This window comes from Streptomyces sp. 63XJN7_1_ISO-PGPR-S23-121 (genome assembly GCF_056173025.1).
Genome location: NZ_CM149653.1, coordinates 5,829,864 through 5,846,271, shown reverse-complemented (window position 1 = coordinate 5,846,271; position 16,408 = coordinate 5,829,864). Strand labels below are relative to the sequence as shown.

The following is a 16,408-nucleotide window of genomic DNA, read 5'->3' as shown; positions in this document are numbered from 1 at the left end:
CGCATGCACCGACCCGCCCTGTCCCGCCGAGGCTTCCTGCTCGCCACCGCGGGCGCGGGCGCCGCCGCCGGCCTCACCGCCGCTCCGGCCCTCGCCGGCGGCCGCCCCCGCCCGTTCGGCCGCCACGGCTCGCCGTCCGCCCGCCGCACCCCGAAGACCCTGTACGTCGACCCGCACGGCCGTGGCGACTTCACCACCGTCCAGGCCGCCGTGACCGCCGCCACCGGCGGCGGCTGGACGCTCGTCCTCGCCCCCGGCACCTACCGCGAGACCGTCACCGTCGACGCCACCCGCACCGACGCCACCTGGATCGGCGCCTCGGAGGACCCCCGCGACACCGTCGTCGTGTACGACAACGCGGCCGGCACCCCCAGGCCCGACGGCTCCGGCACCTACGGCACCAGCGGCTCGGCCACCGTCACCGTGCAGGCCGACGGCTTCACCGCCCGCCGGATCACCTTCGCCAACGACTGGCTGCGCGCCCGCCACCCCGACTGGACCGGGACCCAGGCCGTCGCCCTCAAGGCCCAGGGCGACCGCACGGCGTTCCACCACTGCCGCTTCCTCGGCCACCAGGACACCCTCTACGCCGACACCCGCGCCCTCGACCACTTCGCCCGCCAGTACTACGCCCACTGCTACGTCGAGGGCGACGTCGACTTCGTCTTCGGCCGGGCGACCGCGGTCTACGAGGACTGCCACTTCCGCACCCTGACCCGCACCGACCTCGCCGCCGCCCCCTACGGCTTCGTGTTCGCGCCGTCCACGGCGGGCGCCAACCCGCGCGGCTACCTGGTGACCCGGGGCCGTGTCACCAGCGAGGCACCCGACGGCTACTACAAGCTGGCCCGTCCCTGGGTGCCCAGCTCCGACACCACCGCCCGCCCGATGCTCACCGTGCGCGAGACCCACCTGGGCCGCGGCATCGACGCGGTCGCGCCCTATGCCGACATGCGCGACGCCTACCCGTGGCAGGAACAGCGGTTCCGCGAGTACCGCAACACCGGCCCCGGCGCGGCGGTCACCGTTCCGGCGAACCGTCCGCAGCTGACCCGCGCCGAGGCCGCGGCACACACCAGGGAGGCGTACCTCGGCGACTGGCGTCCCTGTGCCGGCCACCGGTGACCTGCCCGCCTTCCACCGGGCGCTCCGGGACGAGCTGACCTTCCCGCTCGCCTGGGGCACCTCGCCGATCCGCGACTTCGCGGCGTGGCGGCGCACGGCGCGCGCCACGGTCGAGGCACACCTGCTCGTCGACCGGCAGGAGGACACGCCGTACGCGCCCGAGTTCGCCGCCCGCCACGACGGCGACGGATACACGAGGGAGACGGTCACCCTCTCCCTCACCCGCTACGGCCGGGTCCGCGGCGCCCTGCTCACCCCGCGGGGCGCCGGGCCCTTCCCGGCCGTCCTCCTCCTGCACGACCACGGCTCCCGCTTCGACATCGGCAAGGAGAAACTGGTCCGGCCCTGGTACGACGACACGCGCCTGGCCGCCGCGCGGGACTGGGCGGACCGCCACTTCGACCGGCGGTTCCCCGGCGACGAACTGGCCCGGCGCGGCTACGTGGTGCTGTGCCTGGACGCCCTCGGCTGGGGCGACCGCGACCCGCTCGCCTACGAGCGGCAGCAGGCCCTCGCGAGCACCCTCTTCCACCTCGGCAGCTCCCTCGCCGGGCTGATGGCCCGTGAGGACGTCCGGGCCGCCGGCTTCCTGGCCGGCCTCGACCGGGTGGACGCCCGCCGGGTGGCGGCCCTCGGCTTCTCCCTGGGCGGCTACCGCGCCTGGCAGACGGCCGCGCTCAGCGACGACGTCACCGCCGCCGTGAGCGTGTGCTGGATGACCGGCCTGAAGGAGATGACGGTCCCCGGCAGCAACACCCTGCGCGGACAGTCGGCCTTCCACATGCTGCACCCCGGGCTGGCCCGGCACCTCGACCTGCCCGACGTGGCGAGCCTCGCGGCACCCGGACCGATGCTGTTCCTGGGCGGCGCCCACGACCCGCTCTTCACGTCCGAGGGCGTCCGCGCCGCCCACGCCCGGCTCCGGGCGGTCTGGGAGTCCCTGGGGGCCGGTGACCGGCTGCGCACCGAGGTCGTGCCCGGCGTGGGACACGCCTTCACCGGCGCCATGCAGGACGACGCCTTCGACTGGCTGGACACGGTCCTCGCGTGAACCCCCGCGCCGCCGGGCGACCCGCCGCGGCCGGGGGAGCGCCCCCGCCGGCCGTCACCGGCGGGGGCCCGGACGCGTCACTCGTAGCTGATGTCCGCGGCGGTGAAGTCGCAGGTCTTGCCGTAGGGGCCGACCGGGGAGAGCGCCTTGGGCTCCTTGCCGGTGTTGTTGCCCTGGAAGCGGACGCAGGTCTCGATCTTCTTCTTGCTGTCGCCGTGGACGCGGATGTTGCGCAGCGAGACCGTGTCGCCGTAGTTCTGGTTGACGCCGACGATCGACTTGCCGGGCGCGGTGACGTCCACGTCGTTGATGACGATCGTGCGCTGGTACTGCTTCTTGCAGTTGCCGCAGGAGCGGACCAGCTTGCCGAAGTCCTCGACCTGGAACTTGGTGACGACGAGCTTGCCCGCGCCGTTGAACTGGAGCACCTTGTCGTCGGCGTTCCTCGCGCCGCCCCCGTACACGGTGTACACGGCCGACGGCGACGTGCCCTTGAAGCTGGCGGCGTCCTCGCCGACGTCCAGCCACCAGACGTTCTGCAGGGTGCAGGAGCCCTTGCAGTGGACGCCGTCCGCGGCCGGGGTGCCGATGATCACGTTCTTCAGCACGGCGCCGTCCGCCAGTTCGAAGATCGGGCCCTGGTCCTCGTCCTGGCCGGAGGTGCCGAGGTCGCCGGTGCCGTAGAACTTCTTCAGCTTGCCGTCGTAGGTGCCGGAGACCGGGATCGTCGAGGAGACCGGCTTGCTGCCGGTGTCCTTGGGCCAGGCCGGAGCGGACGAGGCGGCGCCGGCGGTGGACAGCATCGTCGTCGTGACGATCGCCGCACCCGTGAGGCCGAAGGCGGTGGCCGAGGCGATCACCGCGCGGCGCCGGGTGACCCGGCGGCGGTGGCGGACGCGCTGTTCAGCTCGTGCAGTCATGCTCATGTCCTTGCGTGGGGAGGGGGACCTTGCGTCTCCTGGTCGCCGCACGCGGGGAAAGGGTTGCCGGGTCCGCGGATTTTTTTCACGAACCGTCGTCGTGGGGTGCGAAGTCGCCCCGGACCGCCAGGTGTCCGGACCCGGCGGTGGCCGTCGCGGCGTAGCGGTCGCCGTGCGCGTCGCGGCCGCCGCGCTCGTGGTTGTACTGGCCCGCGAAGACCCACTCGCCCGCCGGGACCGTACGGCCCCGCTTGAGCGTCCACCGGTGGACCAGGAAGCCGTCCCGCTCGTCGACCGTGAACGTGAAGTCGTCCTCGGGCAGCGACCGCCAGGCGCCGGTGGAGGCCACCCCGCCGGTCTGCGCCACCCTCAGCTCGACGGTGAGCGCGGTCAGCGGAGCGCTCGTCCGCAGGGTGATGTTGCTCTGCGCCCAGTAGTCGTTGCTGTGCGGGTCGACCGAGCCGTCCGACCACAGCGCGCCGTCCTCGACCGAGGCGGCCGGCGGACGGGTGGTGGCGGTCGCGGTGCCCGCCGGGGGGTCGGCCGGCGCCGGCCGGTCCGGCGCCCGCGTCGCGGGGGAGGTGCTCGGTTCCGGCACGACGGGCGGCGGCCCGGGCGCGCGGCTCGTGGGGCCGGCCTGCGACGGGGAGGACGGGGCCGTCGGCGACGTGGCGACCGAGCGCTGCGCGGGAGCGTCGTCCTTCACGGCGGACGCGACGGCGTACCCGCCGACCGCCAGGACGCCCGCCACCGCGGCCGTCGCGCCGGCCACCCGGGCCCAGCCCAGCGCCGGCGGCCGGGGCGCCCGGCGGCCAAGGTGGTCCTGCCCCGCCATGCCGCGCTCGACACGGGCCAGGATGCGCGCACGGTCGGGCTCGTGCGCCCCGGCCGCCTCGTGCAGCCGGGCACGCAGCTCCTCGTCCACCCGCCGCCCGGTCATCGCTTCCTTCCCGCGGTCTCGCCGGTGCGTGCGATCGCCGCGTGCACCTGTTGCGGTGCTCCCCGCGTGCCGAGCACCCGCTGCAGTTCGGCCATTGCCTTCGACGTCTGGCTCTTCACCGTACCCACCGAGATGCCCAGGGCGAGTGCGGTGTCCTTCTCGGAGAGGTCGAACGCGTGCCGCAGCACCACGCACGCCCGCTTGCGGAACGGCAGGGCGCGCAAGGCCTCCTGCACGTCCACCACGCCCGCGACGTCCGGGTTCTCCGTCCTCTCCTCGCGCTGCGACCAGAACAGGGCGACGCGCCGGCGCTCGCGCACCGCGCTGCGGATCCGGCTGCGGGCGAGGTTGGCGACGACGCCGCGCGCGTACGCCACCGGGTGGTCGGCCGCCCGCACCCGGTCCCAGCGGTGCCACAGCGCGAGCAGGGCGTCCGCCGCCAGGTCGTCGGCGGCGTCCGGCTCGCCCGTCAGCAGATGGGCGAGCCGGGACAGCTCGGCGTAGTGGCGCTCGAAGAAGGCGTGGAACTCCACGGAGGCGGCGTCGTCGACGACTGTGCCCACGGGCGGACTCTCCTCGCAGCGGCTTCCCCGGCGTCGAACAGCCGTGCGCCGGGCCGGAATCCGGAACTGTAGCAGCGCCGGCCGCGCCGACCGTACGGTGCGCCGAACACCGTATGGCGCACCGAACCGGAAGAGGAGGGGAGTTCCGGCCCTCTCGCCGGAAGACCCGCGTTCCAGTGCCGAGGCACTAGCCCTTGAGCGCCGCCTCCATCATCGCCTTGGCCACCGGTGCCGCCAGGCCGTTGCCGCTGACCTCGGAGCGGGCCGCGTCGGACTGCTCGACGAGCACGGCCACGGCCACCTCCCGGTCGGACGAGTCGGACTTGGCGTAGGACGTGAACCAGGCGTACGGCGTCTTGCTGTTGTTCTCGCCGTGCTGGGCCGTGCCCGTCTTGCCGCCCACGGTCGCGCCGGGGATCTGCGCGTTCGACCCCGTGCCCTCGTCGACCACCGTCCGCATGGCCGACCGCAGCTGTTCGGCGGTGGCTGAGCTGACGATCCGCTTCGTCTCCGCCGAGTCGTCGTAGTCCTCCAGCACGTCGCCGGCGCCGCCGGTGATCCGGGACACCATGTGCGGCGAGACCAGCCGGCCGCCGTTGGCGATGGCCGCGGACACCATGGCCATCTGGAGGGGGGTCGCCGTCACGTCGAACTGGCCGATACCCGTCAGTGCGGTCGACGGCCGGTTCATGTCCTTCGGGTACACGCTCGTGTAGGCCCGCACCGGCACGTCCTGCGTCTCGTCGTTGAACCCGAACCTCTCGGCCGTCGCGCGCAGCTTGTCCTGGCCGAGGTCCACGGCCATCTTCGCGAAGACGTTGTTGCACGAGTACTGCAGCGCGGTGCGGATCGTGGCGTTCTCGCAGGGGGCGTCCGGGTTCTCGTTGGACAGGTCGGTCGTGGTGTCCGGCAGCCGGTAGGGGTCCGGGCTGTCGGTCCGCTCGTCCACCGACCCGTACAGCCCGTCCTCCAGCGCGGCCGCCGCCACCACGAGCTTGAACGTCGAGCCCGGCGGCAGCGGCTGGCGCAGCGCGCGGTTGGTCAGCGGCTTGTCCGGGTCGCTCGTCAGCCGCTGCCACGCCTCACCGGCGGTGTTGGCGTCGGTCAGCGACGACGGGTCGTACGACGGGGTGGACACGATCCCGAGGATCCGGCCCGTCCCCGGGTCGATCGCGACGGCGGCGCCCTTCTTGTCGCCCAGCGCCTCCAGTCCGGCCTTCTGCACGTCCGGGTCGATCGTCGTGAGCACGTTGCCCGGATCGGCCCGCCGGCCGGTGACCGTGTCCATCAGGGTCTTCAACCGCGGGTCGGTGCCGTTGAGCAGGTCCTGGTAGATGCCCTCGAGCTGGGTCGGCGCGTACGCCTGCGAGGCGTAGCCCGTCACCGCCGCGTACAGCCTGCCGTCCGTGTACGAGCGTTTGTACGTGAGGTCGCCGCCCTTCGTCGGCGCCGAGCCGGTGACCGGCCGTCCGGCCACGATGATGTTCCCGAGCGGCTCCGCGTACGTCTCGATCGCGTTGCGCCGGTTGTCCTTGTGGTCCGCGAGCGCCCGGCCCTCGTAGAACTGCACCCAGGTCGCCCGCACCAGCAGAGCGAACACCAGGAGCAGCGTGAAGACCGAGGCGCGCCTGATCGTCTTGTTCATCCCGCCCACAGGACGAACTGGCCGGACCGGATCGTTCCCATGCGACCCGTTTTCTCATCTTTCTCATCGTCCGTTCATGACACGGGCTTCGCGAAACCGGCCTCGTAGGCCCGGATGACCGCCTGGGTGCGGTCGCGCGTACCGGTCTTGGCGAGCACCGACGCCACGTGCGTCTTCACCGTGGCCGGTCCCACCCGCAGCCGCCCGGCGATCTCGGCGTTGGTCAGCCCGGTCGCCATCAGCCGCAGCACCTCGCCCTCGCGCTCCGTGAGCCGCGCCACCCAGGCCGGCGGGGCGGGCCTGGCGCGCGCGTGCTCGGCCGCCAGCGCCCGGACCGCCGACGGGAACAGCAGCGTGTCGCTGCGCGCCACCAGCCGCACGGCCTGGACGAGCGTGTCGGCGTCGGCGCGCTTGAGCAGGAAGCCCGCCGCCCCGGCGCGCAGGGCGTCGTAGACGTAGGAGTCGTTCTCGAACGTGGTGACGACGACGACACGCGGCGGTTCGGCGAGCGTGGCGAGGATCCGCTCGGTGGCGCGGATGCCGTCGACCCCGGGCATGCGGACGTCCATGAGGACGACGTCCGGCCGGGTCTCGCGCACGACGGAGACGGCCTCGGCCCCGGTGGCCGCCTCGCCGGCGACCTCCAGGTCCGCCTCGGCGGAGAGGATGGCGCGCAGGGCGGTGCGGACCATGCGTTCGTCGTCGGCGAGGACGATCCTGATCGGCGTAGCGGTCATGCGGGTCCCTTCAACGGCAGGCGTACGTGGAGCCGCCACACCCCGTCGGCGGCGCCCGCCTCGGCGGCGCCGCCCAGCAGACGGGCCCGGTCGGCGATGCCGCGCAGGCCGTGACCGCCGCCGGGGCGCGGGACGCGGGGCTCACCGGGAGGATTCTCGACGGTGATGCGCAGCTGGCCGTCCACCACGTCGATCCGCAGTGTCACGGTGACCCGCTCACCCGCGTGCCGCAGGGCGTTGCTCAGTCCCTCCTGCACGATGCGGTACGCCTCGCGGGACACCGGCGGCGGCAGCGCGGCGGGGTCGGCGGCGACGGTGGCCGCCACCCGTGCCCCGCCCGCGCGGGTGCGGCGCAGCAGGCCGTCGAGGTCGGCGGCGAGCGTGGGCGCCGGAGCGGTGCCCGGCGCGTCGCCGTCCCGCAACAGCCCCAGGACGGCGTCGAGTTCGCCGACGGTGCGCCGGGTGGTGTCCTCGATCGCGGCGAGCGCCTCGCGGACGAATCCGGGGTCGGTGTCCAGCACCCGCCGGGCCGCACTCGCCTGGAGCCCCACCGCGCTGAGCGCGTGGCCGACCGAGTCGTGCAGCTCGCGCGCGAGCCGGTTGCGCACGGCGAGGTCGGTGGCCCGCGCCTCGGCCGCCGCGATCCGGTCCTCGGGGGAGGGGCCGAGCAACGCGGGCGCCCAGCGGGCCAGCAGCGCGCCGCAGCCGGCCGCGCACCCGGCGAGCGCGACGAGCAGCGCGGCACCCGCGGCCGGCGTGAGCGCGAGCGCCCAGGCGTGGTCGAGGAGACGGGGCAGCTCCATCCGGTCGCGCAGCGCCGGCACGAAGGGCAGCAGGATCAGCGCGACGGCGAACGGCGGCACCGCCAGCGACATGCCCGCGACGATCCCCCCGGTCCCCAGGTGCAGCGCGAACCATGCGGCGGTGCGCCCCTTCTCGCCCTTCGTCCGGGCGGGCCCGTAGGCGAGCCGGTCGCCCTCCACGCCGCACAGCCAGCGCACCACCCCCGACTCCAGCGGCCGGGTCGGCGGGAACAGCGAGGTGACGGCGGCGAGCGGCAACCCGAGGGCGAAGGAGCCGAGTTGCAGGGGCAGGGAGCCGAAGATGTCGTCGTCGCCGGCGACCGGGCCGACGACGAGCGACCCGACCAGCACGTACGGCATGGCGAGCGCGCCGCCGAGGATCAGGTGGACCCACCGCAGGCGCGCCCGCCGGCCCACCAGGGACCGGACGGCCGCGGTCACGGCAGCACGCGCGCCGGGGCCGGCCTGCGGGCCAGGAAGCGCGCGCCGACGGAGGCGAGGAGGAGGCCGACGATCATCTGGGCAGCGTAGGTGAGGACCATCAGGCCTGTCGGGCGGTCGGCGGGATCGCCCGCCACGGCGAGCGTGCCGAGCAGCATCCAGCCGCCCCAGCAGGCCACGGCGGCCGAACAGACCCAGGTGAGGGCGAGCGGCACCATGACCGGCAGGACGGGCCCGCGGCGGAAGGCGAGCAGCAGGGTGCCGGTGACGGCAGCGACGAGGAAGACGACGTACAGGGCCTCCAGCACGTAGAAGTCACTGGTGCGGTCCGCCGCCCGGCCCGCGCCGAGCCCGGCCGTGCCGCCGCAGGCCCACAGCAGCCGGACGGCGGCGGGGAACAGCGCGAGGACCGCTGCCACGACGGCGACGGCTCGCCGGCCCCGCCCGACGGCACGGACCGGCAGGTCCCCCGTCCGCCCCCGCCACACGTGCCCCCAGCGGTCCCGGGCGTACAGGACGAACAGCGCGCCGAGGGCGAGGCCCTGCACGATGAACCCCCCGTACACCACCCCGAACACCCACTCGTGCAGGAAGGGCTCCCGCCGCGCGTCGGCCCCCGTGGCGACACCGCCCGCGAAGGCCCGGGCGAGGAGCTGCAACGGGAACCCGGTCATGATCGGCGCGAGCAGCCCGGTGGCGACCCACGCCGGGAGCGCCAGCAGCCACGCGGGCACCCGCCGGCCCCAGGGGCGGGTCAGCACCAGCGCCAGCACGATCACACCGCTGTCCAGCACTACGGAGAATCCGTTGGCCACGGCCATGGTCACCCGGTGGTCCAGCAGGGCGCTGCCGTCGGGGATGCCGACCCGGCTCCCGGCGATCCAGGCGGCCTTGAGCCCGAGGTACGGCAGGCAGGCGACGACGGCGGCCGCCCCCAGGAGACGGCGTGCCGTGGTGGGGCCGGCGGCAGCGGCCGGGGCGGGTGTGAGCGTCTGCGTCATGGCTCCACGCTCCCGCCCAAGCGCCCCCGGGCACGTCCCGCGCACCGACGATCCGCCTCCGCCGCGCGGCGGAGACGGATCAGTCCGCGAGGTGGAGGACGACCTCGTCGATCACCTCGCCGCGCGCCGGAGCGAAGCCCCGGGCCCGGGCACTCGTCTCGAAGCCGCACTTCTCCAGCACGCGGCGCGACCCCGCGTTGTCCGCCGCCGCCCGCGCGTACAGGGGGCGGTCCACGACCTCGGCGAGCAGGGCCCGCAGCGCGGCCGTGGCCACGCCCCGGCCCCAGTACGCCCGGTCCACCCAGTACGTCACCTCGCGCTCGCCCGGCTCCCCGTACACCGCGGCGTTGCCGACGACGTCGCCGTCGCCGAGGATGGTCCGCACGACGTCGCGCGAGGTCCGGATCGTGTTCCAGTGGGTGGTGAACGCGTCCCAGTCCGCGGGATCGGGCGGGGTGAAGGCCGCCATGCGCAGGGCCTCCGGATCGTTCATCTGCCGGAAGAAGACGGGCAGATCACTGTCGTGGACCTCGCGCAGTGCGATGTGCATGCGTCAGAGCCTACGCGTCGCCAGGGTCAGCCGGTCGCGCGCGTCGAACAGCGCGTCCTTCACCATCTGCTCGTGCGCCGGCGTCAGCCGCGCCACCGGCACCGAGCAGCTGATCGCGTCCCGTGCGGGGGTGCGGTAGGGGATCGCCACGCCGAAGCAGCGCAGCCCCAGCGTGTTCTCCTCGCGGTCCACCGCGAAGCCCTGCTCCCGCACCTGGTGCAGCTCCTCGATGAGCTTCTCCCGGTCGGTGAGGGTGTGTTCGGTCAGCGCCGGCAGGGTCTCCGGGAGCATCTTGCGGACCTGCTCGTCGCTGTACGTGCTCAGCAGCGCCTTGCCCAGCGAGGTCGAGTGCGCGGGCAGCCGGCGGCCGACGCGGGTGAAGGGCCGCAGGTAGTGCTGGGACTGGCGGGTGGCCAGGTAGACGACGTTCGTGCCGTCCAGCCGGGCGAGGTGGATGGTCTCCGTGGTGTCGTCGGAGAGCCGGTCCAGCGTGGGCCGCGCCGCCGCGACCACCTCGTCGCCGTCGATGTACGACGTGCCGACCAGCAGAGCCCGGACGCCGATGCCGTACCGCGTGCCCGTCGCGTCCGTCTCCACCCAGCCCAGCTCGACCAGCGTGCGCAGCAGCATGTACAGGCTCGACTTGGGGTAGCCGACGGCCTCCTGGACCGACGCGAGGGAGTGCATGCCGGGGCGTCCGGCGAAGTACTCGAGCAGTTCAACCGTCCGCACGGCGGACTTGACCTGCGCTCCGCCCCCCGTCTCGCCAGCCGACATCGCCCTTGACCCCTTCGTTCGACGGGAAATAATGTCCACCGTATTCATCATCGGAGACAGCGTTCAGTATATCGAACGCGACCACCCCGATGCAGAGAACGCAGAGCACGTGGAGGGACCCGCGGTGGCAGCAGCACCAGTCTGGAGTGTCGACCCCCGTACCGGGAAGCAGCGTGAACAGGTCGCGGTGGAGGCCACGGACCAGGAGGTCGACGCCACCGTCCGGGCCGCCCACGCGGCGCGCGAGGCCCTCGCCGACCGCACCGTCCGCGCGGCCTTTCTGCGCACGGCCGCCGACGAGCTGAAGGCGGCCGAGGGCTCCCTCGTCGAGGTGGCCGACGCCGAGACCGCGCTCGGCCCGGTCCGGCTCGCCGGTGAACTCGCCCGCACCTGCTACCAGCTGCGGGCCTTCGCCGACATCGTCGACGAGGGCGAGTTCCTCGGCGTCGTCATCAACCACCCCGACGACACGGCCACCCCGCCGATCCCCGACCTGCGCCGCTACAAGGTGCCGCTCGGCGTCGTCGCCGTCTACTCGGCCTCCAACTTCCCCTTCGCCTTCTCCGTGCCCGGCGGCGACACCGCGAGCGCGCTGGCGGCCGGCTGCCCGGTCGTCGTCAAGGCCCACCCCGACCACCCGGCCCTGTCCGAGCTGGTCGCGAGCGTGCTGCGCCGGGCCGCCGCCCGGCACGGCATTCCGGAGGGCGTCCTCGGCCTGGTGCACGGCTTCGACGCCGGCGTCGAGCTGATCAGGCACCCGCTGGTCGCCGCGGCCGGCTTCACCGGCTCCGTGCGCGGTGGCCGGGCCCTGTTCGACGCGGCGGCGGCCCGTCCCGTGCCGATCCCCTTCCACGGCGAACTGGGCTCCCTGAACCCGGTCGTCGTCACCGAGGCCGCGGCGGCCGAGCGGGCCGAGGCCATCGGCGCCGGGCTGGCCGGCTCGATGACCCTGGGCGTCGGCCAGTTCTGCGTGAAGCCGGGCCTGGTCCTGGTGCCGTCCGGCGCCGCCGGTGACGGCCTGGTGAAGACCCTCACGGACGCCGTCAGCGACACCGACGCCGGGGTGCTGCTCGACCACCGCATGCGGGACAACTTCGTCGCCGGGGTCGCCGAGCGCGCGGCGCTGCCCGACGTGGAGTCCCCGGTGACGCCCGGATCGGGCGGCGAGCACACCGTCAGCCCCGGCTTCCTGACCGTGCCGGCCGGGCGGCTGGCCGACGGGGGCGAGCACGACCTGCTCCTCGAGGAGTGCTTCGGCCCGGTCACCGTGGTCGCCCGTTACACCGACGAGGCCGAGGTCCGGGGCGTGCTGTCCCGGCTGCCGGGGAACCTCACGGCGACCGTGCAGCTCTCCGCCGAGGAGGCCGCGGGGGAGGGACGCGGGGCGTCGCTCCTCGCGGAGGTGACGCCGCTCGCGGGGCGGGTGCTGGTCAACGGCTGGCCGACGGGGGTCGCGGTCGCCGCGGCCCAGCACCACGGGGGGCCGTACCCGGCCACGACGTCGACGTCCACCTCGGTGGGAGGCACGGCCATCGAGCGCTGGCTGCGGCCGGTCGCGTATCAGGGGGTGCCCGAGGCCCTGCTGCCGGCCGAGCTGCGGGACGGCAACCCGCTGGGGCTTCCCCGTCGGTTCAACGGGGTTCTGGAGCGCTAGCGCCGCCGGGGTGCGGCTCGGGAGCGGGGTGGCGCGCCGCTGTCGCCGGTCGCGCCCACGAGGCGGAGCCGCACGTCGACAAAGCCCCGCGCCCTGAGGGGCGTTCACCGGCGCCTGAGAGGATGACACAGTGGATCTCGAACTTCCCGAACTGCCCTTCCCCCTCCGTCCCTACGGACCCGACGGGGAGTGGTCCTACGAGGGCGGGGTGCTCACCGGCGTCGCCGGGCCCCGGCAGGACCGGTTCGTGCCGCCGGCCGGGGAGGCGCTGGAGCCCGCGTCCGACGCGCCGCGGCTGCTGGGGGCGCCCGACGGGGACTTCCAGCTGATCGCCCGGGTCACCGTCGGGTTCGGCGCGGCCTTCGACGCCGGGGTGCTGTACGTCCACGTCGGCGAGCGGGCCTGGGCCAAGCTGTGCCTGGAGTACTCCCCGGACGTGCCCACCGTCTGCACGGTGGTCACCCGGGGGCACTCCGACGACTGCAACTCCTTCACCGTGGAGGGGAATTCGGCGTGGCTCCGGGTCAGCCGCACCGGACGGGCCTTCGCCTTCCACGCCTCCCGCGACGGCGAACGCTGGACCTTCGTCCGCCTGTTCACCCTCGGCGACGAGAAGGAGACGGGCGCGGCGCTGGCCGGCTTCCTGGCCCAGTCGCCGACGGGCGAGGGCTGCGTGGTGCGGTTCGACCACCTGGAGTTCCGGCCGGGCGCGCCGGCGGACCTGCGCGACGGCGGCTGAGGCAACCGGAAGCCCGGCTCCCGCGTCCTGCGTTGCATGATCGACGAACGCGTGACCGAGAGCCGGGTGATCCGCACCGTCCTGCCCGCCGAGGTGGGCACGGTGACCGCCCTGCACGCCCGCGCCCGGGCGACGTACTACCCCGAAGGACTCCCCGACGACGGCTACGACTGGACCGCGGCCTGGCGCACCGCCGTCGAGCGGACCGACGGGCAGGTGCTGTGCGCCGTGGAGCGGGGGAGCGTCGTCGCCATCGCCTCGTTCCGCGCCCCGGAGGACGCCCCGGCCGGAACGGTGAAGCTGAACCAGTTCCACGTCGACCCCGGCCACTGGCGCACCGGCATCGGCACCGCCCTGCACGCGGCCTGCGTCGAGCAGTGGCAGGCCGACGGCGTGCGGACGGCGGTCCTCGACGTGCACGTCGGCAACCGGCGCGCCCAGGCCTTCTACGCCCGCCGCGGCTGGTACCCCGACCGGGACGACCCGCCCGCCGAGGGCGACCACCACCGGTACCTGCGCTTCGACGTGCCCGGGGAATGAGACGCGGCGCCCGGACGTTCGGGTATCCGGCGGAGGGGGTGCCTCCGCACCCGACGACCTGGAGAAGAGCCGACACATGCGCGTCGAGATCTGGAGCGACATCGCCTGCCCCTGGTGCTACGTGGGCAAGGCCCGCTTCGAGAAGGCGCTGGCGGCCTTCGAGCACCGGGACGGCGTCGAGGTGGTGCACCGGTCCTTCGAACTGGACCCGGGGCGCGCCAAGGACGACGTCCAGCCCGTGCTGACGATGCTCACCGCGAAGTACGGCATGAGCGAGGAGCAGGCCCGGGCCGGTGAGGACAACCTCGGCGCGCAGGCCGCCGCCGAGGGCCTGGACTACCGCACCCGGGGCCGCGACCACGGCAGCACCTTCGACATGCACCGGCTGCTGCACCTGGCCAAGGCGGAGGGCCGGCAGGAGGCGCTGCTGGACGCGTTCTACCGGGGCAACTTCGCCGAGGAGCGTTCGGTCTTCGACGACGACGAACGGCTCGTGGACCTGGCCGTCGGCGCCGGGCTGGACGCGGACGCCGTCCGCGAGGTGCTGGCCGACCCGACCGCCTACGCGGAGGAAGTGCGGGCGGACGAGCGGGAGGCCGCGCGGTTCGGGGCCACCGGGGTGCCGTTCTTCGTGCTCGACCGGGCCTACGGCGTCTCCGGCGCCCAGCCCGCCGAGGTCTTCGCCCAGGCGCTGACGCAGGCGTGGGGCGAGCGCGCCCCCCTGAAGCCCGTCGACGGCGGGGACGCGGCCGCCCAGGCGTGCGGCCCGGACGGCTGTGCGGTGCCGCAGAACTGAAACACCCAGGTCGCGGGGCTCGCATAAGCGGTCCTTGGGGATACCGCGAAGAAATACGCGATGGACGGGGAGGTCCCGGGGCCGCACAGTGGTGCCATGGAGAGCTTCGAGACCCTCGTCCGTGCCGAGTTCGATCCGAAGACCACGTACCTGAACACCGCCAGCACCGGCCTGCTGCCCGCCCGGACCCTCGTCGCCCTGCGTGACGCGGCCGAGTCCGCGGCGGCCGGGCAGCCCCTCGACATGTTCGCCGACGTCGAGGCGAGCCGGTCCGCCTTCGCCCGCCTCCTCGGGGTCCCCGCCTCCCGGGTGGCGGCCGGGGCGTCGGTCGCCACCTTCAGCGGACTCGTTGCCGCCTCACTGCCCGCGGGCGCCGAAGTCCTCACCGCCGAGGCCGATTTCAGCTCCCTGGTGAACCCGCTGCACATGCGGGGCGACCTGAAGGTGCGCAGTGTGCCGCTGGAGCGGATCGCCGAGTCGGTGGGCCCCGGCACCACGCTCGTCGCGGTCAGCGCCGTGCAGTCGGCCGACGGGCGGATCGCCGACCTCGCGGCGCTGCGGGACGCCGCCCGGGCGCACGGGGCGCGGACCCTGGTCGACAGCTCCCAGTCGAACGGATGGCTGCCGCTGGCGGCGGACGACTTCGACTACGTGACCGCCGTCGCCTACAAGTGGACGCTCTGCCCGCGCGGCGTCGCCTTCCTCGTCGTCCCGGAGGACCTGGGCGGACTGACGCCGCTGTTCGCCGGATGGGCGTCGGGCGAACGTCCCTGGGACAGCTGCTACGGCCCCGTCGAGGAACTCGCCCACTCCGCACGGCGCTTCGACGAGAGCCCCGCCCTCTTCTCCTACACGGGCGCCCGGCACTCCCTGGCGCTCCTCGAGGAACTCGGCGTGGACGCCGTGCACGCCCACGACACGGCCCTCGCCGACCGGTTCCGCGAGGGCCTGGGCTCCCTGGGCCACGAGGCGGTCCCCGCGCCCGGGTCGGCGGTCGTGTCCGTGCCCGGACTCGGCCACCGGCAGGGCGACCTGAGCCGCGCGGGCGTGCAGGTCTCCGACCGCGCGGGCCATCTGCGGGCCGCGTTCCACCTGTACAACACGGCGGCCGACGTCGACCGGCTGCTGGACGTGCTGGCGGGCTGAGCCGGCCGGGCCCGGACGGCAGCGGGCAGGGGCCTCCCGTCCCACACGAGAAGGCCCCTGCCCGAATCCGGGGACGCCGGTCACCTCACCGGCGTGAAGTCCCGCGCCCCGATGAACTCCGGGCGCCGGATCGGTGCCGCGAACGGCTCGACCGCCGTGTTCTCCACGCTGTTGAACACGATGAACACGTTGCTGCGCGGGAACGGCGTGATGTTGTCGCCGGAGCCGTGCATGGCGTTGCAGTCGAACCAGGTCGCCGAGCCGGCCTTGCCGGTGAACAGCCTGATGCCGTACTCCGACGCCATCTTCGTCAGCGCCTCGTCGGACGGCGTCCCCGCGTCCTGCATCTGCAGGGACTTCTTGTAGTTGTCCTTCGGCGTGGCCCCCGCGCACCCGAGGAACGTCTTGTGCGACCCCGGCATGATCATGAGACCGCCGTTGGTGTCGTAGTTCTCGGTGAGCGCGATGGAGACCGAGACGGTGCGCATGTTCGGCAGGCCGTCCTCGGCGTGCCAGGTCTCGAAGTCCGAGTGCCAGTAGAAGCCGCTGGCGCCGAAGCCGGGCTTGACGTTGATCCGCGACTGGTGGACGTAGACGTCCGAGCCGAGGATCTGCCGGGCCCGGCCGACGACCCGCTCGTCGCGCACCAGCTTCGCGAACACCTCGCTGATCCTGTGCACCTCGAAGACCGACCGGATCTCCTTGGACTGCGGCTCGACGATCGAGCGCTCGTCCGCCCGGATCGCCGGGTCGGTGGTCAGCCGCTCCAGCTCGCGCTGGTAGACGGCGACCTCGTCCGGTCCGATGAGCTGGTCGACGGCGAGGAAGCCGTCACGGTCCAGCGCCTCGAGATCGGCGGCCGGGACGGGCCCGGGGGTGTCGGGGCTGCCCCAGACCACCGGGTCCTGCCGGGGAGTGGCCACCTCGGTGGCACCACGGGTGGGGTACAGATCGGTGATGTTCGTTGTCGTGATGGTCAC

General features: G+C 74.0%; 17 protein-coding genes. 7 read left to right on the top strand and 10 right to left on the bottom strand.

The features are described from left to right. Positions 1-3 precede the first annotated feature (3 nt). Both AC0VYN_RS26115 and AC0VYN_RS26110 read left to right on the top strand, forming a co-directional pair. Positions 4-1,125, top strand: coding sequence for a pectinesterase family protein (locus AC0VYN_RS26115; RefSeq protein WP_475532932.1), 1,122 nt, complete (start codon positions 4-6; stop codon positions 1,123-1,125). Then, a complete protein-coding gene (locus tag AC0VYN_RS26110) occupies positions 1,109-2,176 on the top strand; it encodes a dienelactone hydrolase family protein (protein ID WP_475532931.1) in 1,068 nt (355 codons plus the stop codon). Before AC0VYN_RS26115 ends, AC0VYN_RS26110 begins: the two co-directional genes overlap by 17 nt. 77 nt (positions 2,177-2,253) lie before the next feature. Here the strand turns inward: AC0VYN_RS26110 and AC0VYN_RS26105 are convergent, their stop codons facing one another. From AC0VYN_RS26105 to AC0VYN_RS26065, 9 genes are all read right to left on the bottom strand, one after another. Beyond that, positions 2,254-3,096: a pectate lyase gene (locus AC0VYN_RS26105; protein ID WP_475532930.1), complete on the bottom strand. Its 843-nt coding sequence runs from the start codon at positions 3,094-3,096 to the stop codon at positions 2,254-2,256. Between the two features lie 85 nt (positions 3,097-3,181). Continuing rightward, positions 3,182-4,036 carry a hypothetical protein gene (locus tag AC0VYN_RS26100; protein ID WP_475532929.1) on the bottom strand — a complete coding sequence of 285 codons (855 nt, stop codon included), beginning with the start codon at positions 4,034-4,036 and terminating at the stop codon, positions 3,182-3,184. Next, positions 4,033-4,599 carry a SigE family RNA polymerase sigma factor gene (locus tag AC0VYN_RS26095; protein WP_475532928.1) on the bottom strand — a complete coding sequence of 189 codons (567 nt, stop codon included), beginning with the start codon at positions 4,597-4,599 and terminating at the stop codon, positions 4,033-4,035. The genes AC0VYN_RS26100 and AC0VYN_RS26095 overlap by 4 nt, the downstream gene beginning before the upstream one ends. Positions 4,600-4,786: 187 nt before the next feature. Then, positions 4,787-6,244, bottom strand: a complete 1,458-nt coding sequence (locus tag AC0VYN_RS26090; protein WP_475532927.1) for a peptidoglycan D,D-transpeptidase FtsI family protein — start codon at positions 6,242-6,244, stop codon at positions 4,787-4,789. A gap of 74 nt (positions 6,245-6,318) precedes the next feature. After that, complete coding sequence (locus tag AC0VYN_RS26085; protein ID WP_385462233.1) at positions 6,319-6,981, bottom strand: response regulator transcription factor; 663 nt, start codon at positions 6,979-6,981, stop codon at positions 6,319-6,321. Next, the gene (locus AC0VYN_RS26080; protein ID WP_475532926.1) at positions 6,978-8,225 is read right to left on the bottom strand and encodes a sensor histidine kinase; all 1,248 of its coding nucleotides are present in this window, start codon (positions 8,223-8,225) and stop codon (positions 6,978-6,980) included. Before AC0VYN_RS26080 ends, AC0VYN_RS26085 begins: the two co-directional genes overlap by 4 nt. Further along, positions 8,222-9,226 carry a hypothetical protein gene (locus tag AC0VYN_RS26075; RefSeq protein WP_475532925.1) on the bottom strand — a complete coding sequence of 335 codons (1,005 nt, stop codon included), beginning with the start codon at positions 9,224-9,226 and terminating at the stop codon, positions 8,222-8,224. Before AC0VYN_RS26075 ends, AC0VYN_RS26080 begins: the two co-directional genes overlap by 4 nt. Positions 9,227-9,305: 79 nt before the next feature. Continuing rightward, entirely contained in the window at positions 9,306-9,776 is a 471-nt protein-coding gene (locus AC0VYN_RS26070) for a GNAT family N-acetyltransferase (RefSeq protein WP_475532924.1), read from the bottom strand. Between the two features lie 3 nt (positions 9,777-9,779). Beyond that, on the bottom strand, positions 9,780-10,553 hold the full coding sequence (locus AC0VYN_RS26065; protein ID WP_385462245.1) for an IclR family transcriptional regulator: 774 nt from the start codon (positions 10,551-10,553) through the stop codon (positions 9,780-9,782). Positions 10,554-10,677: 124 nt separating this feature from the next. Here AC0VYN_RS26065 and AC0VYN_RS26060 point away from each other — a divergent pair, with 124 nt between their 5' ends. From AC0VYN_RS26060 to AC0VYN_RS26040, 5 genes are all read left to right on the top strand, one after another. Continuing rightward, a complete protein-coding gene (locus tag AC0VYN_RS26060; RefSeq protein WP_475532923.1) occupies positions 10,678-12,207 on the top strand; it encodes an aldehyde dehydrogenase (NADP(+)) in 1,530 nt (509 codons plus the stop codon). Positions 12,208-12,337: 130 nt separating this feature from the next. After that, the gene (locus AC0VYN_RS26055) at positions 12,338-12,946 is read left to right on the top strand and encodes a DUF1349 domain-containing protein (RefSeq protein WP_475532922.1); all 609 of its coding nucleotides are present in this window, start codon (positions 12,338-12,340) and stop codon (positions 12,944-12,946) included. Positions 12,947-12,982: 36 nt separating this feature from the next. Further along, positions 12,983-13,486: an N-acetyltransferase family protein gene (locus AC0VYN_RS26050; protein ID WP_475532921.1), complete on the top strand. Its 504-nt coding sequence runs from the start codon at positions 12,983-12,985 to the stop codon at positions 13,484-13,486. Positions 13,487-13,562: 76 nt separating this feature from the next. Continuing rightward, positions 13,563-14,282 carry a DsbA family oxidoreductase gene (locus AC0VYN_RS26045; protein ID WP_475532920.1) on the top strand — a complete coding sequence of 240 codons (720 nt, stop codon included), beginning with the start codon at positions 13,563-13,565 and terminating at the stop codon, positions 14,280-14,282. Between the two features lie 60 nt (positions 14,283-14,342). Further along, on the top strand, positions 14,343-15,428 hold the full coding sequence (locus tag AC0VYN_RS26040; protein ID WP_475532919.1) for an aminotransferase class V-fold PLP-dependent enzyme: 1,086 nt from the start codon (positions 14,343-14,345) through the stop codon (positions 15,426-15,428). An 80-nt stretch (positions 15,429-15,508) separates the two neighbouring features. On the opposite strand, the gene thpD is transcribed toward AC0VYN_RS26040, so the two are convergent. Beyond that, entirely contained in the window at positions 15,509-16,408 is a 900-nt protein-coding gene (gene thpD, locus AC0VYN_RS26035; RefSeq protein ID WP_475532918.1) for an ectoine hydroxylase, read from the bottom strand.

Bases quoted from the DNA above. Each gene is read 5' to 3' on its own strand.
- AC0VYN_RS26090 (WP_475532927.1), bottom strand. From the start codon at position 6,244: ATGAACAAGACGATCAGGCGCGCCTCGGTCTTCACGCTGCTCCTGGTG.
- AC0VYN_RS26065 (WP_385462245.1), bottom strand. From the start codon at position 10,553: ATGTCGGCTGGCGAGACGGGGGGCGGAGCGCAGGTCAAGTCCGCCGTG.
- AC0VYN_RS26075 (WP_475532925.1), bottom strand. From the start codon at position 9,226: ATGACGCAGACGCTCACACCCGCCCCGGCCGCTGCCGCCGGCCCCACC.
- AC0VYN_RS26070 (WP_475532924.1), bottom strand. From the start codon at position 9,776: ATGCACATCGCACTGCGCGAGGTCCACGACAGTGATCTGCCCGTCTTC.
- AC0VYN_RS26115 (WP_475532932.1), top strand. From the start codon at position 4: ATGCACCGACCCGCCCTGTCCCGCCGAGGCTTCCTGCTCGCCACCGCG.
- AC0VYN_RS26105 (WP_475532930.1), bottom strand. From the start codon at position 3,096: ATGACTGCACGAGCTGAACAGCGCGTCCGCCACCGCCGCCGGGTCACC.
- AC0VYN_RS26040 (WP_475532919.1), top strand. From the start codon at position 14,343: ATGGACGGGGAGGTCCCGGGGCCGCACAGTGGTGCCATGGAGAGCTTC.
- AC0VYN_RS26100 (WP_475532929.1), bottom strand. From the start codon at position 4,036: ATGACCGGGCGGCGGGTGGACGAGGAGCTGCGTGCCCGGCTGCACGAG.
- AC0VYN_RS26045 (WP_475532920.1), top strand. From the start codon at position 13,563: ATGCGCGTCGAGATCTGGAGCGACATCGCCTGCCCCTGGTGCTACGTG.
- AC0VYN_RS26050 (WP_475532921.1), top strand. From the start codon at position 12,983: ATGATCGACGAACGCGTGACCGAGAGCCGGGTGATCCGCACCGTCCTG.
- AC0VYN_RS26085 (WP_385462233.1), bottom strand. From the start codon at position 6,981: ATGACCGCTACGCCGATCAGGATCGTCCTCGCCGACGACGAACGCATG.